The following is a 14,623-nucleotide window of genomic DNA, read 5'->3' as shown; positions in this document are numbered from 1 at the left end:
CTAACTTGGGGACGGGATAAAGGGCCCATGTGTGCAAGTCACGTGGTTTGGACGAGTCAAGTGTGAAGATAGTGTAAGTCTTAGCGAGGATGATCAAATATCCTGTTGTTAAATATAAATAAAATTTTGAACCCAACGTCAAGTTACAGTTGAATTTAGACAAGTGAAGTGGGGATAAGTCTGCGGATGAACATTTAATCCACAGATTCTGGGCTTACCTATAACATCATCATCTTTTCTTTCTTTCTTTATTCTTTAAGGAAGTCAGGGCACCGAGCGGGGATAAGATCATGGACTGGCTTGCGCCTTACTACTCTTGGATCAAAGCATTGCATGTGATGGCAGTGCTCGCTTGGATGGCTGGGTTGTTCTATCTGCCACGCTTGTTCGTGTATCATGCAGAGAAAGCAGAACCCGGGTCGGAACTTGATCTGACATTCCAAGTCATGGAAGCAAAGCTGCTGCGTGTGATTATGAACCCTGCGATGATCACGGCATGGATCTGCGGGCTTTTGATGATTGGTATGGGCGGTTTGGATTTTGGCGCTGTCTGGGGCTGGGCAAAGCTGGGTGCTGTGATTGCAATGACTGCGGCCCACATGTGGATGGCCGCGCGGCGCAAGGACTTTGCTGAGGGGCGCAATACACGGTCTGGGCGGGTCTACCGGATTGCGAATGAAGTGCCGACGCTCTTGATGGTCGTCGCGGTTATCGCCGTCATTGTCAGGCCGTTCTAAGCAACGTTGACTTTTGATGACTTTCAGGATAGTTGACTGGGACGTAGCCCGTCCGGGCGCATTACGTATTCCCGACCTGACCTTTTTAAAAACGCCGTACGCGGCGCTGGAACCCTGCCCATGTCCGAACACCGTCTGAACCTTGCTGACCTGAAGGCCCAAAGCCCCAAGGATCTTTTGGCGATGGCTGAAGAGCTGGAAATCGAAAACGCCTCGACGATGCGTAAAGGCGATATGATGTTCGCTATTTTGCGCGAGCGTGCTGACGAGGAATGGTTGATCGGCGGCGACGGTGTTCTGGAAGTTTTGCAGGACGGTTTCGGATTTCTGCGCTCGCCAGAAGCAAACTATCTGCCGGGGCCTGACGACATCTACGTCTCTCCTGATATGATCCGCCAGTATTCGCTGTCGACGGGCGATACTGTTGAGGGGACCATGAAGGAACCCAATGATAATGAACGGTATTTTGCGCTTAAGACGGTTGAAAAGATCAACTTTGAAGACCCGGAAAAAACCAAACACAAGGTTGCTTTCGAGAACCTGACGCCGCTTTATCCGGATGAGCGACTGAAGATGGAAGTCGATAGCGAGCACGATAAGAAGGACCGATCTGCACGTATTATCGACCTTGTGTCGCCGATCGGTAAGGGTCAGCGTTCGCTGATTGTTGCACCGCCGCGGACCGGTAAAACTGTGCTGTTGCAGAACATCGCGCACTCGATTGAGAAGAACCATCCTGAGATTTATCTGATCGTTCTTTTGATCGACGAACGCCCCGAAGAAGTTACAGATATGCAGCGCAGCGTGAAGGGCGAGGTCGTGTCCTCTACCTTTGACGAGCCGGCAACGCGGCACGTTGCTGTGTCCGAAATGGTGATCGAAAAGGCAAAGCGGCTTGTCGAGCATAAGCGCGACGTCGTCATCTTGCTTGATTCGATTACGCGTTTGGGTCGTGCATTCAACACAACTGTGCCCTCGTCTGGTAAGGTTCTGACCGGCGGCGTCGACGCGAATGCGCTTCAACGCCCCAAGCGGTTCTTTGGTGCTGCGCGGAATATCGAAGAGGGTGGGTCGCTGACGATTATTGCGACTGCGCTGATCGACACAGGTAGCCGGATGGATGAAGTGATCTTTGAAGAATTCAAAGGTACGGGTAACTCTGAAATCGTGTTGGATCGCAAAGTCGCTGATAAGCGGGTCTTCCCTGCGATGGATATCTTGAAATCCGGCACCCGGAAAGAAGAGCTGTTGGTCGAAAAGTCGGATCTGGCGAAAACTTATGTTCTGCGGCGCATTTTGAACCCGATGGGCACAACAGATGCGATTGAATTCCTGATCGGAAAGCTGAAGCAGACGAAGACCAATGCTGACTTCTTCGATTCGATGAACACCTGATCCCTTATTCCTGACAACAGGTTACCTCATGGATACGATTTATGCGCTCGCTACGGCCCCTGGCCGGGCGGGCGTTTCCGTTTTCAGACTGTCCGGTCCCAAAGCATCTGATATTGCTGCCCTAATGGTAGGGAGCGTTCCAGAAGCTCGGGGACTGCGGCGCGTACGGAATGGCGATGGCGAGATCTTGGATGAGGCGCTGATTTTGCGATTTGCGCAAAACCGGAGCTTTACTGGCGAGGAAGTTGTCGAATTTCACTTACACGGGAGTGTCGCTGTCGCTGCCGCAGTTTCCAATCGATTTGCGTCACTCGGTGCTCGACTTGCAGAGCCGGGTGAATTTACGCGCCGTGCGTTGGAAAACGGTCGACTTGATCTGGCACAAGTTGAAGGTCTGGCCGACCTGATCGACGCAGAAACCGAAGCTCAGCGGAAGCAAGCTTTGGCGGTATTCAGCGGTGTCCTTGGCGATCTGGCTGAGACATGGCGCAAAGATTTGATACGGGCAGCGGCGTTGGTTGAAGCAACAATAGATTTTGTTGACGAGGACGTCCCGGTCAACGTTTATCCAGAAGTTAATGCGCTACTTGATCGCACAACATCTGCGATGTCGCAGCAAATTATAGGCGTTGGTGCTGCGGAACGGATTCGGAACGGTTTTGAAGTTGCGATTGTTGGTCGGCCTAATGTTGGAAAATCTACGCTGCTGAACCGGTTAGCGGGGCGTGCTGCGGCTATTACGTCCGAAGTTGCGGGTACGACAAGAGATATCATCGAAGTCAGAATGGATCTGGGCGGGTTGCCGGTCACTCTTTTGGATACTGCGGGTATGCGAGAGACGGACGATATTGTCGAATCCCTTGGGGTTCAGCTGGCACTGGATCGTGCGCAGTTGTCGGATTTGCGTGTTTTTCTGATCGAAGAAGATAAAAATCTGCCGCTTGAGCCTCTGGAAAACGATATCGTTGTGCGCGCAAAGGTGGACGACGGTGGCGAGGGGGTCTCTGGTTTGACTGGGCACGGCGTCGATGAACTTGTTCAGAAGATCACAAGAGTTCTATCGCAACTTAGTGCGGGGGCGGGAATTGCGATCCGCGATCGCCACCGGCACGCTATGGAAAAGGCCCTTGTTTCTATACGCGCGGCGGAGGAGCTTATTGTTGCCGATGGCCCGCCGGATTTGATCGCCGAAGACCTTCGATCAGCAACGCGTGCGGTTGACATGATCGTCGGGCGGGTAGATGTAGAGGACCTTCTAGACGAGATTTTTAGCAGTTTTTGCATCGGGAAATGAGGTGTTTCACGTGAAACATTTTGACGTAATTGTGGTGGGCGGTGGCCATGCTGGCTGTGAGTCGGCATTAGCTGCTGCACGAGCCGGTGCTAAAACTGCGCTAATAACGATGTCGATTGCCGGTATAGGGGTCATGTCGTGTAATCCTGCGATCGGCGGCCTTGGCAAAGGACACCTCGTTCGGGAAGTAGACGCACTTGGTGGTGCAATGGGGCGCGTTGCTGACGTGTCCGGCATTCAGTTTCGATTATTGAACCGCACGAAAGGGCCTGCTGTTCAAGGTCCACGGACCCAGTCTGACCGCGTTCTGTATAAAAACGCGATGCAGGCGGTGACGATGTCGCAAGAAAATCTGACGATCATTGAAGGCGAGGTCGTCGACTTTACGCCTAGTACTAACGGTCTGGAATCTGTGCGACTTGCCGATGGTACTGAAATTTCGACGAAGTCAGTTGTTCTGACCACCGGAACATTTCTACGCGGCGTCATCCATATCGGGGATAAAAAGCACGAAGGCGGACGCATGGGCGACCAAGCCGCCGTTCGTATGGCAGAGCGCCTAGATGACATGGGTTTGCAGATGGGTCGCCTCAAGACTGGCACTCCCCCGCGCCTTGATGGCAAAACGATAAATTGGGAATCCCTTGATCGGCAAGATGGTGACGCTGATCCTGTTCTTTTTTCGTTTTTGAAACCCGGAAAGCTGGCTCGTCAGATTTCGTGTGGTGTTACCCACACAACGCCACATACGCATGATATCATTCGGAAAAACCTAGATAAATCCGCGATGTATGGAGGGCATATTAGCGGTGTTGGGCCACGTTACTGTCCTTCAATCGAAGACAAAGTAACGAGGTTTGCGGATAAATCATCTCATCAGATTTTCTTAGAGCCTGAAGGGCTTACAACGGACGTCATCTACCCCAATGGAATTTCCACGTCACTTCCGATAGATGTTCAAGAAGAGTATGTGCGATCGATTCCCGGTTTAGAGAAAGCGATTATTCAACAACCGGGTTACGCGATTGAATATGACTACGTGGATCCGCGTAATCTTACCGCTGGGTTGGAATTGCGTGCATGCCCGGGGCTGTTCCTTGCCGGGCAAATTAACGGCACGACAGGCTATGAGGAGGCGGCTGCTCAGGGTCTTGTGGCGGGGCTTAATGCTGCACGCCGCGCATTGGGTCAATCTGATGTCGTGTTTAGCCGGGCAACTTCTTACATCGGGGTCATGATCGACGATTTGACAACCAAGGGCGTTACAGAGCCATACCGGATGTTTACCTCTCGTGCAGAATTTCGACTCGCTTTGCGGGCCGATAATGCTGATCAACGTCTAACACCGGTTGGCAGGGACCTTGGCTTGGTAGGGGAGGGCAGGTGGGCCGCCTTCGCAACTAAAATGTCCGACATAAAAGTAGCGACAGAGTCCCTTGAAGGCATAAGTTTTTCAGGATCCGAACTCGCTGAAGCTGGAATTAATGTTAACCCCGACACGCCACGACGTTCTGCATTGTCGGCACTGTCACTCGCCGACTTCGAGTTTGAGACACTTCAGCGGTTACGACCCGAGACGGGTGGAATTTTACCGGTTGTAGGACGCCAAATTCGGAATGATGCGCTTTATGCTCATTATATCAAGCGGCAACAGCGCGACATTGATGCGTTGCAGCGCAACGAGGCTATGATCATACCGGTTGGCTTTTCGTTTGAGAAGCTGTCAGGCTTGTCGAATGAGCTTAAGTTGAAACTTAACCGGACGTTGCCTCGCAACATGGCTCAGGTTAATCAGATGGAGGGGATGACACCGGCAGCAGCGCTTCTGATTGCCGCGGCTCTTCAGCGGGAAACACTTAGGGATGCTATTTGATGGAATTTGATGCGCCACTTCGCGATGTTTCACGTGAAACAATCGATCGCCTAGAGCACTATCAAAGCCTGCTCCTCAAGTGGACAGATAAGATTAATCTGATCGCACCGTCCACAATTTCGACCTCATGGGAACGACATGTGGTCGATTCTGCGCAGATTTTTCAACTATTATCATCTGGCTCGACCAAGCTTACAGATATTGGCAGTGGTGGGGGGCTCCCAGGTATAGTCGTTGCGATTCTTGCCAGGGAAAAGATGCCGTTATTGCAGTCCGTTCTTGTAGAAAGTGATCAACGAAAAGCGGTTTTTCTACGCACCGTAGTACGAGAGTTGGGACTATCGGTATCAGTGAAAGCTGATCGCATCGAAAATGTAACCGCGACCGGAGCAGATGTATTAACCGCAAGAGCGCTAGCACCGCTACCTAAACTTCTATCCTATGCGGTGCAGTTGCTGAAACCTGATGGAATTGCATTATTCCAAAAAGGTAGAACATTTGAAGATGAAATTTCTCAGGCACGCGATGCCTGGGATTTCAGTATCGACCTCTATCCAAGCCATACTGATCAAGAAGCCCGTATTCTGCAGATCAAGGATATCCGCCGTGCCACTAAATGACCAAATCAACGCGAGAATAATCGCTGTGGCCAACCAAAAGGGCGGCGTCGGTAAAACTACGACGACCATCAATCTTGGAGCTGCCTTAGCCGAGCAAGGACAAAACGTACTTTTGATCGACCTCGATCCCCAGGGGAATGCGTCCACGGGGCTGGGGATCACCGCAGATCGGCGCGACGTGACCACATATGATTTTCTTGTTGGGGACGCGTCTCCGTCAGAGGCCATTCAGTCCACGACCTTTACAAATTTGTCCATCATCCCTGCGACGACCGATCTTAGTTCTGCCGACATCGAATTGATTTCAAACGAAAAACGGTCATTCCTACTTTTTGACGCATTGCGCCAGCTTCCGATGGACGCATTCGCCTTTGATTACATTTTGATTGATTGCCCACCCTCTCTCAACATCCTGACTGTGAACGCAATGGTCGCAGCGCACGCGGTCATCGTGCCCCTGCAAAGTGAATTCTTTGCGCTTGAGGGGCTGTCGCAACTTATGCTGACTATTCGGGAAGTGCGGCAAACAGCAAACAAATCGTTGCGAATAGCGGGCGTCGTTCTGACAATGTACGACCGCCGAAACAACCTCTCCCAACAGGTCGAAGCCGACGCGCGGGAAAACCTCGGTGGGCTCGTCTATACAACGGTCATCCCGCGCAATGTTCGACTAAGCGAAGCGCCTTCCTATTCTTTGCCCGCCTTAGCGTATGATAGTAACTCGGCCGGGTCCCAAGCCTACCGCGAACTCGCATTAGAGGTCATGGCAAAGGATAACATTCATTTGAAAAGGGTCAGCTAATGGCGACGCCTCCCAAATCACGCGGTTTAGGCCGTGGACTCTCGGCATTAATGGCAGATGTAGCGGTTGATCAGCCATCTGACACCACATCCGCACCACGCCGTGCCGATATGATGGTGCCCGTAGAGCGGATTCGCCCAAATCCGGATCAGCCGCGCCGCACTTTCGAACCCAATGCACTGTCTGATCTGGCTGATTCAATACGCGAAAAGGGTGTGATTCAGCCACTTATCGTTCGTGTTGCGCCGGAAGATCCAAATCTGTTCGAGATTGTCGCGGGTGAACGACGCTGGCGCGCATCGCAGATGGCGCAGCTTCATGAACTGCCGGTCCTGATCAGAGACTTCAATGATACCGAAGTCCTCGAAATTGCTATCATCGAGAACATTCAGCGCGCCGATCTGAACCCCGTGGACGAGGCTGCAGGATATCGCCAGCTCATGGACCGTTTTGGTCATACGCAGGAACAGCTCGCAACGGCGCTTGGCAAAAGTCGCAGTCATATCGCCAATCAGATGCGACTTTTGCAGCTTCCGTCCGAAGTGTTAGATTGGCTGTCCGACGGCAAGCTGACCGCAGGCCACGCAAGGACTCTTGTGGGCCATCCCGACGCGAAAACGCTGGCGCAGCAGATCATCGGGAAACAGATGTCCGTCCGCGAAGCGGAGCGGCTGACGAAAAAGGGTCCAGCCGCAGGGCGCAGTAGTTCCCAGCCGCGGAACAAGGAAAAAGATCCTGACACCGTTATGCTCGAACGTGAACTGTCCGCTGCGCTCGGCATGGGCGTGACGATTGATCATGCCGCCGGGCAAGAGGGCGGTAAGCTGACGATTTCTTACAAGACGTTGGCGCAACTAGATGACCTGATGCGCCAACTGACGGGGGATTAATCCGCTAAGATTTCGCGCAGGACGCCGTTCAGCACCGGGCGTCCTGCATCCGTCACGCGCAGTCGTTCGGCGTCGTCTGCGACAAATCCCAAATCGATAAGGTCCCGGATGCGTTTGGCATCTGTGTCGATGCCGTTGGCCGCAAGCCGCGCTTTGTCCAGACCTTCGCGCAATCGCAGCCCCATCAGCAGCAACTCAGTGCGGTGGTCACCCGCTGATACGATATCGCGGGGGTCTTCACCCATTCCAGTCCGTTCTACCTGAGAAAGCCACGTTGTTGGGGCCAGGGGCGTCGATGTAGACCAACGGGTGTCGTCAAGCGTCAGTCGGCCCTGCGCACCTGGGCCGATTCCGACGTAGTCACCAGACTGCCAGTAAATCCGGTTGTGAATGCTGGACGCACCTGGCCGCGCATGGTTCGACACTTCATATCCATCAAAACCAGCCGCGCCACACATGTCCTGTGTCATCAGGTACAGGTCCGCTCCAAGGTCGTCACTGGGCAGGCCGGACAGATGTCCAGCGGCGGCACGGGCACCAAATACTGTCCCGTCCTCGATGGTAAGCTGGTAAACCGACAAGTGATCCACAGCCATCGAAAGGGCCTGCGATAACTCGGATTTCCAATCCGCTAAGGACTGGTCCTGCCGCGCATAGATCAGATCAAAACTGACGCGGTCGAACACGCTGCGCGCAATATCAAAAGCGGTATAGGCTTCTTGCGCCGAATGCATCCGCCCCAGCCGCCGCAAGTCGCTGTCGTTCAACGCCTGAACGCCAAGGGATACGCGGTTGACGCCCGCGTCACGGTACCCCGCAAAACGACCTGCCTCAACAGAGGTCGGATTAGCCTCTAGTGTAATCTCGATGTCATTGGCTGCGGGCCAGCTGGCCCGAATCTGGCGCAGGATCGAATCCACCAGATCGGGGGACATCATGCTAGGTGTGCCGCCGCCAAAAAACACAGACTGCAAAACCCGGCCTTCGGTTTGCGCTGCAAGACGCTTAATCTCGCTCAGGTATGCAGCTTCCCAACGTGCCTCGTCGATGTTTGCTACTACGTGAGAGTTGAAGTCGCAGTAGGGGCACTTTGCCTTGCAAAAGGGCCAATGCAGATAAAGGCCAAAGCCGCCTGCACGCCAATCGTCTGCTGGGATAAGATCAGGCAAAACAACCCGCCAGCAGCTTGGCAAAGGCATCAGCGCGATGGCTGATCTTGTTCTTCTCCCAGCGATCCATCTCGCCGAATGTCACAGCATAGCCTTCAGGCTGAAATATAGGGTCATATCCATGCCCTTGATCACCGCGTGCAGGCCAGACGATTTGCCCGGGCATAAGGCCGGGGAATACCTCGTCATGACCATCCGGCCAGGCCAGTACAAGCGTGCAGCAGAACTGCGCTGTGCGCGGGGCAGGGGCATCTACGGCCTCTAGCTCGTCCCAGGCACGTTGCATGGCCATTCCAAAGTCGCGGCCATTCGGCGTTTCGGCCCAATCGGCGGTGTAAACGCCCGGCGCGCCGCCTAGACCGTCGATCATTAGGCCACTGTCGTCGGCCAGTGCTGGCAGTCCCGTCGCCTTGGCTGCAGCGTGCGCCTTGATCCGGGCATTGCCGACAAAGGTCGTTTCGGTCTCGTCCGGCTCTGGTAGCCCATGATCTGCGTTAGAGGTCAGTGTGACACCGAAAGGCGACAGCAGGTCCGCAATTTCTTCTAGCTTGCCATTATTGTGAGTGGCGATGACCAGTTCTTTTCCTTCAAACTTCCTCATTTCACGGCGTCCAATTGAACGCGGTTCAAGGCAGTGATGCCGGCGCCTGCAAGGTCCAACAGATTGTCCATCTGACCCCGGCTAAAGGTCGCGCCTTCAGCAGACATTTGCACTTCGACCAACTTGCCAGCGGTCATGATGAAATTGCCGTCAACGCCCGCTTCGGAATCCTCGGGATAGTCTAGGTCCAAAATCTCTTGCCCGGCATAGATGCCGCAGGAAATGGCTGCGACCGGATCGACCAGCGGATCACTGATCACGATACCAGCCTTCATCAACTGGTTCACAGCCAGCTTCAATGCGACCCAGCCCCCGGTGATCGCGGCGCAGCGCGTGCCGCCGTCAGCTTGGATGACATCGCAGTCCACGGTGATCTGACGCTCGCCAAGGGCGACACGGTCCACACCAGCCCGCAGAGAGCGCCCAATCAGACGCTGGATCTCTTGTGTGCGGCCACTTTGGCCATTCTTCGCCTCGCGCCGCATCCGAGTATGCGTGGCACGTGGTAACATGCCGTATTCCGCCGTGACCCAACCAAGGCCAGAGTTCTTCAGAAACTGCGGAACGCGTTCGTCAATCGTCGCTGTGCACAGGACATGCGTATCACCCATGCGGATCAGACAGGACCCTTCCGCGTGACGCGTAACGCCAGTTTCGATGCTGACTTCACGCATTTGATCGATCTTACGGCCGGATGGGCGCATGGGATGGGTCCTTTCTAGGTTGCGTTCGTCGGATACGCCGCCCATCTATGAAATCCAAGCCCGATTGACGCCGCGTGCCGACACGCTTTAATGACATCGCCTTGAATTGGATGCCCATGACGCACCGAACGCCCCTTATCGACGACATGAACGCCCGTTCGCGCGAGGTGTTTCGACGCATTGTCGAAGGCTATCTGGAAACGGGTGCGCCAGTCGGGAGCCGTACGTTGACGCGCACCTTATCCGAACAGGTCAGCGCAGCGACGATCCGCAACGTGATGAATGATCTGGAATACTTGGGACTGCTCGGCAGTCCGCATGTTTCTGCTGGGCGGGTACCGACGCAATTGGGGTTGCGGATGTTCGTCGATGGCCTGCTTGAGGTTGGCGATTTGTCTGGCGAAGATCGCTCACGGATCGACCAGACCCTAGGCAGCGGCGATGATGACGTCGGCGCGATGCTGGACCGGGTGGGTTCTGCCCTATCAGGCGTGACGCAGGTTGCGAGTCTGGTACTAACGCCAAAGCATGAAGCCCCAATCCGCCATATCGAATTTGTTTCGCTGTCCGCAACAAGGGCGCTTGTCGTTTTGGTCTTTGCCGACGGTCACGTGGAAAACCGCCTTTTCACGCCGCCAACCGGTCAAACCCCAAGCTCTATGCGCGAGGCCGCGAATTTTCTAAATGCCATCGCAGAGGGGCAAACCCTATCCACCCTAGGGGGTGTCATCACCCGAGAGATCAAAGCCCGCCGACGCGAAATTGACGTGCTGGCAGCAGAGTTGGTCCAGTCGGGGGCAGTGCTGTGGGAAAATGAGGGCGAGCAGAATGAGCGTTTGATCGTCCGCGGCCGCAGTAACCTTCTGGGTGATGGCGATCAGGCGGGAGATATTGACCGTATCCGCAGCCTCTTTGACGATCTTGAACGCAAACGTGATATTGCGCAGTTCCTTGAATTGGCAGAGGACGGCGACGGCGTTCGCATTTTTATCGGGTCCGAAAATAAACTTTTCTCACTTTCGGGTTCCTCTTTGGTCGTTTCTCCTTATATGAACGCCGACCGTAAGATCATCGGCGCCGTGGGCGTCATTGGTCCGACAAGGCTGAATTACGGGCGCATCGTGCCCATCGTGAATTATACCGCACAGCGGGTCGGCCAGATGATCGCCGACCGCACCTGACAGGAAGTGACAATGTCCGACGAAAACACTGAACCGATGTCCCTTGATGATCTGGCCGCCGAAGGCGACGCCATGGACGCCGCAGGCGACGACGTTCTGGCTCGTATCGCTACGATCGAGGCCGAGCGTGACGACATGCGTGACAAATTCATGCGTGCGCTCGCCGATGCGGAAAATACCCGCAAGCGCGCCGACCGCGACCGCAAAGAGGCCGAGAACTACGGCTCCTCCCGCATGTCGCGCGATCTGCTGCCGGTCTATGACAACCTGCGCCGCGCCCTTCAGTCGGCTGAAGAGGCAGAGAAAGCCGTGAACGCTGCGCTGCTGGAAGGCGTGGAGTTGACGATGCGCGAACTGATTTCCGTCTTTAAGAAGCATGGCATCGACCCAATCGTACCCGAGGTTGGCGATAAATTTGACCCGAACGTGCACCAAGCGATGTTCGAGGCACCTGTCCCCGGCACCAAAGCTGGCCACATCATTCAGGTCTCGACCGAAGGTTTCATGCTGCACGATCGCCTGCTGCGCCCTGCACAGGTCGGCGTATCGTCGATGCCAGCAAGCTAAGGTTTCGCCGCGCGTTGCGCGGCGATCGTCCGGGGGCTTTGCCCCCGGACCCCCAAGGTATTTAGAACCAGAAGAAGTTTAGGACACCAACTGCGCCGTTGTCCTATTTTTCTGTTCCAGACAGTAATGCCCGCAACTCGTATACCAATGCCAGCGCGTCTTTTGGTGTCAGATCGTCTGGCATAATATCGCGCAGGCGATCCTCGATCATAGATTGTTTCACGGGCGTGGGCGGCGGTGCTGGCGGTGTCGCTGCAAACAGCGGCAGGTCGTCGATGACAGCGCGGCGCGCGGTGCCGCCTTCGCGTTCGCCTTTTTCAAGCGCCTCAAGCACAACTTTTGCCCGCGCCACCACGACCGGTGGAAGGCCCGCCAGCCGCGCCACCTGCACGCCATAGCTGCGGTCAGCGGTGCCTTTCTTGACCTCATGCAGGAATATGACGTCGCCATCCCATTCCTTGACGCTAACCGTGGCATTGTCGACACCGTCAAGTTTAGCGGAAAGGCTGCTCATCTCGTGATAGTGGGTCGCGAATAGGGCGCGGCAGCGGTTCACGTCGTGTAGGTGTTCAAGCGTCGCCCATGCAATCGACAGACCGTCGTAAGTCGCGGTGCCGCGGCCGATTTCATCCAAGATGACCAGGGCGCGGTCATCGGCTTGGTTCAGGATCGCTGCGGTTTCGACCATCTCGACCATAAAGGTTGATCGTCCGCGCGCCAGATCGTCGGACGCGCCGACGCGGCTGAAGATTTGGCTGACGATACCGATATGCGCTGACGCGGCAGGAACGAAGGCCCCGATTTGTGCGAGGACGGCAATCAAGGCGTTCTGGCGCAGGTACGTCGATTTACCCGCCATGTTCGGACCGGTTAGCAGCCAGATTGGCGTTTCAGTCAGTTCGCAGTCGTTGGCAACGAAAGGCGTGCCGGACTTGCGAAGCGCCTCTTCGACCACAGGGTGCCTGCCGCCGATAATGTGAAGCGCGCGGCTGTCGTCGATCGCAGGGCGCACCCAGCCATCTTGCCGCGCCATATGCGCGAAGGAGGCAGCAAGGTCGATTTCTGCGATGGCACGGGCGAGTTGGCCTAAAGCAGCCTGATGCGACAAAATCTGTGCCGAAAGGTTTGAATAGAGCCGCTTTTCGATGTCGAGCGCCTCGCCCCCTGCGTTGAGGATGCGCGACTCAATTTCGTTAAGCTCAACAGTTGTGAAACGCACTTGGTTGGCAGTCGTTTGGCGGTGGATAAAGGTGTCGGACAGCGGCGGTGCCAACATCCGGTCTGCGTGGGCTGCCGTGGTTTCAATAAAGTAGCCAAGCACGTTATTATGCTTGATCTTCAGTGCATTGATGCCGGTCTGTTTGATGAATTCCGCCTGCATTTGCGCAATCACGCTGCGGCCTTCGTCGCGCAATTGCCGCGCAGCATCTAGCGCGTCATCATAGCCTGGCGCGATGAACCCACCATCGCGGGCCAGCAATGGCGGCTCTGCGACAAGGGCGGCATCCAGAAGTGCAAGCAGTTCATCTTGCCCGACAAGGTCACGCTGAGCAGTCGCGAGCAGGTCTGGCAATTCGGCTTTGCTAAGAGTCTGATACAGGATCGCAGCTTGACCGATTGTATTGCGAATGGCGGCCATATCCCGCGGACCGCCGCGTTCTAGTGCTAGTCGCGACAGCGCGCGGTCCAGATCGTGGACGCTGCGCAGCTGTTCACGCAGATCAGCCGTCATAGCCGAATTGTCACACAGCGCAGCAACCGCATCCTGCCGCGCAGTGATTACGTCCATGCGGCGCGACGGGGCAGAGAGTCTGCGGTCCAGCAGGCGCGCCCCGGCGGCGGTGACTGTCCTGTCGATTGCGTCCAACAGCGATCCAGCGCGGCCACCGGCCATAGTTTGCGTCAGCTCTAGCGAGCGCCGTGTCGCGGCATCGATCTGCATGATCGCGGCGCGCTGTTCCTGTACCGGCGGGCGCAGCAGGGGCAGGTTGCCCTTTTGCGTGATCTCTAGGTACGCCGCGAGGCCCGCGAGCGCCGCCACCTCTGCCCGGCTGAAACTCCCAAAAGCGTCGAGCGATCCGACGGCAAAGATATCGCACAGCCGCTTTTCGCCTTGCGTGCTATCGAATGCGGATCGCCCAAGCGGCGTCAGGCTGCCGCCAGCATCTTCGACGATGTCGCGAAATTCGGGTTCGGTGCCATCCGCGATCAGCACTTCTTTGGGGGACAGGCGCGCCAGTTCTGGGCCAAGGTTCAGCACAGGGCATTCCATCACCCGCAACGCTCCGGTCGAGATATCGACCCAAGCCAGCGCCGTGATGTCGCGCACCTGCGCAATCGCCGCCAAAAAGTTATGGCGGCGCGCATCTAGCAGCGTGTCTTCGGTCAATGTGCCGGGCGTGACCAGCCGCACGACGTCGCGGTGCACGACGGATTTCGATCCGCGCTTTTTGGCTTCTGCGGGATCTTCCATCTGCTCGCAGACGGCGACGCGAAATCCCTTGCGGATCAGCGTCAGCAAGTAGCCTTCAGCGCTGTGAACCGGCACGCCGCACATCGCGATATCGTTGCCCAGATGCTTGCCGCGCTTTGTCAGTGCGATGTCCAGCGCGGCGGCGGCAGCGACGGCATCATCAAAGAACATCTCGTAGAAATCACCCATCCGGTAGAACAGGATGGCATCAGGATAGCCCTGTTTCAGGTCCAGATATTGCGCCATCATCGGCGTCACGGTCTCGGTCATAGCATCCCCCGGTATTGCGGTTTTGCTATCATCCGCGCGCCCGCGAT

The 14,623-nt window shown here is 55.7% G+C and carries 13 protein-coding genes; 9 read left to right on the top strand and 4 right to left on the bottom strand.

Annotated features, from left to right (window positions below):
- Positions 1-290 precede the first annotated feature (290 nt).
- The 7 genes from hemJ (at position 291) to KBW81_RS15740 (ending at position 7,611) form a co-directional block, all read left to right on the top strand.
- Entirely contained in the window at positions 291-737 is a 447-nt protein-coding gene (gene hemJ, locus KBW81_RS15770; protein WP_090188601.1) for a protoporphyrinogen oxidase HemJ, read from the top strand.
- Positions 738-857: 120 nt separating this feature from the next.
- Positions 858-2,132: a transcription termination factor Rho gene (rho, locus tag KBW81_RS15765; protein WP_090188603.1), complete on the top strand. Its 1,275-nt coding sequence runs from the start codon at positions 858-860 to the stop codon at positions 2,130-2,132.
- A 28-nt stretch (positions 2,133-2,160) separates the two neighbouring features.
- Positions 2,161-3,426: a tRNA uridine-5-carboxymethylaminomethyl(34) synthesis GTPase MnmE gene (gene mnmE / locus KBW81_RS15760; RefSeq protein WP_254247828.1), complete on the top strand. Its 1,266-nt coding sequence runs from the start codon at positions 2,161-2,163 to the stop codon at positions 3,424-3,426.
- Positions 3,427-3,436: 10 nt separating this feature from the next.
- The gene (gene mnmG / locus KBW81_RS15755) at positions 3,437-5,299 is read left to right on the top strand and encodes a tRNA uridine-5-carboxymethylaminomethyl(34) synthesis enzyme MnmG (protein ID WP_254247827.1); all 1,863 of its coding nucleotides are present in this window, start codon (positions 3,437-3,439) and stop codon (positions 5,297-5,299) included.
- Complete coding sequence (gene rsmG, locus KBW81_RS15750) at positions 5,299-5,919, top strand: 16S rRNA (guanine(527)-N(7))-methyltransferase RsmG (RefSeq protein WP_254247826.1); 621 nt, start codon at positions 5,299-5,301, stop codon at positions 5,917-5,919. Before mnmG ends, rsmG begins: the two co-directional genes overlap by 1 nt.
- A complete protein-coding gene (locus KBW81_RS15745) occupies positions 5,906-6,721 on the top strand; it encodes a ParA family protein (RefSeq protein WP_254247825.1) in 816 nt (271 codons plus the stop codon). Before rsmG ends, KBW81_RS15745 begins: the two co-directional genes overlap by 14 nt.
- Positions 6,721-7,611, top strand: a complete 891-nt coding sequence (locus KBW81_RS15740) for a ParB/RepB/Spo0J family partition protein (RefSeq protein ID WP_254247824.1) — start codon at positions 6,721-6,723, stop codon at positions 7,609-7,611. Before KBW81_RS15745 ends, KBW81_RS15740 begins: the two co-directional genes overlap by 1 nt.
- Here the strand turns inward: KBW81_RS15740 and hemW are convergent.
- Genes hemW through rph form a run of 3 tightly spaced genes read right to left on the bottom strand, consistent with a single transcriptional unit; the run spans position 7,608 to position 10,085 of the window.
- Entirely contained in the window at positions 7,608-8,780 is a 1,173-nt protein-coding gene (hemW, locus tag KBW81_RS15735) for a radical SAM family heme chaperone HemW (RefSeq protein ID WP_254247823.1), read from the bottom strand. The genes KBW81_RS15740 and hemW overlap by 4 nt on opposite strands.
- On the bottom strand, positions 8,773-9,381 hold the full coding sequence (rdgB, locus tag KBW81_RS15730; RefSeq protein ID WP_254247822.1) for an RdgB/HAM1 family non-canonical purine NTP pyrophosphatase: 609 nt from the start codon (positions 9,379-9,381) through the stop codon (positions 8,773-8,775). The genes hemW and rdgB overlap by 8 nt, the downstream gene beginning before the upstream one ends.
- Complete coding sequence (gene rph, locus KBW81_RS15725) at positions 9,378-10,085, bottom strand: ribonuclease PH (RefSeq protein ID WP_090188620.1); 708 nt, start codon at positions 10,083-10,085, stop codon at positions 9,378-9,380. The genes rdgB and rph overlap by 4 nt, the downstream gene beginning before the upstream one ends.
- A 116-nt stretch (positions 10,086-10,201) precedes the next feature.
- Between rph and hrcA the strand changes: the two genes are divergently transcribed.
- Together hrcA and KBW81_RS15715 are read left to right on the top strand one after the other, a co-directional pair.
- Entirely contained in the window at positions 10,202-11,266 is a 1,065-nt protein-coding gene (gene hrcA / locus KBW81_RS15720; RefSeq protein ID WP_090188622.1) for a heat-inducible transcriptional repressor HrcA, read from the top strand.
- 12 nt (positions 11,267-11,278) lie between these two features.
- Positions 11,279-11,833: a nucleotide exchange factor GrpE gene (locus KBW81_RS15715; RefSeq protein ID WP_090188624.1), complete on the top strand. Its 555-nt coding sequence runs from the start codon at positions 11,279-11,281 to the stop codon at positions 11,831-11,833.
- 103 nt (positions 11,834-11,936) lie between these two features.
- Here KBW81_RS15715 and mutS read toward each other — a convergent pair whose 3' ends face one another.
- On the bottom strand, positions 11,937-14,576 hold the full coding sequence (mutS, locus tag KBW81_RS15710) for a DNA mismatch repair protein MutS (RefSeq protein WP_254247821.1): 2,640 nt from the start codon (positions 14,574-14,576) through the stop codon (positions 11,937-11,939).
- Positions 14,577-14,623 lie beyond the last annotated feature (47 nt).

It is taken from the genome of Loktanella salsilacus (assembly GCF_024206795.1).
GTDB classification, from domain to species: domain Bacteria; phylum Pseudomonadota; class Alphaproteobacteria; order Rhodobacterales; family Rhodobacteraceae; genus Loktanella; species Loktanella salsilacus.
The sequence above is the reverse complement of the archived record's forward strand: the minus strand, read 5'-3'. Positions and strand labels throughout refer to the sequence as shown.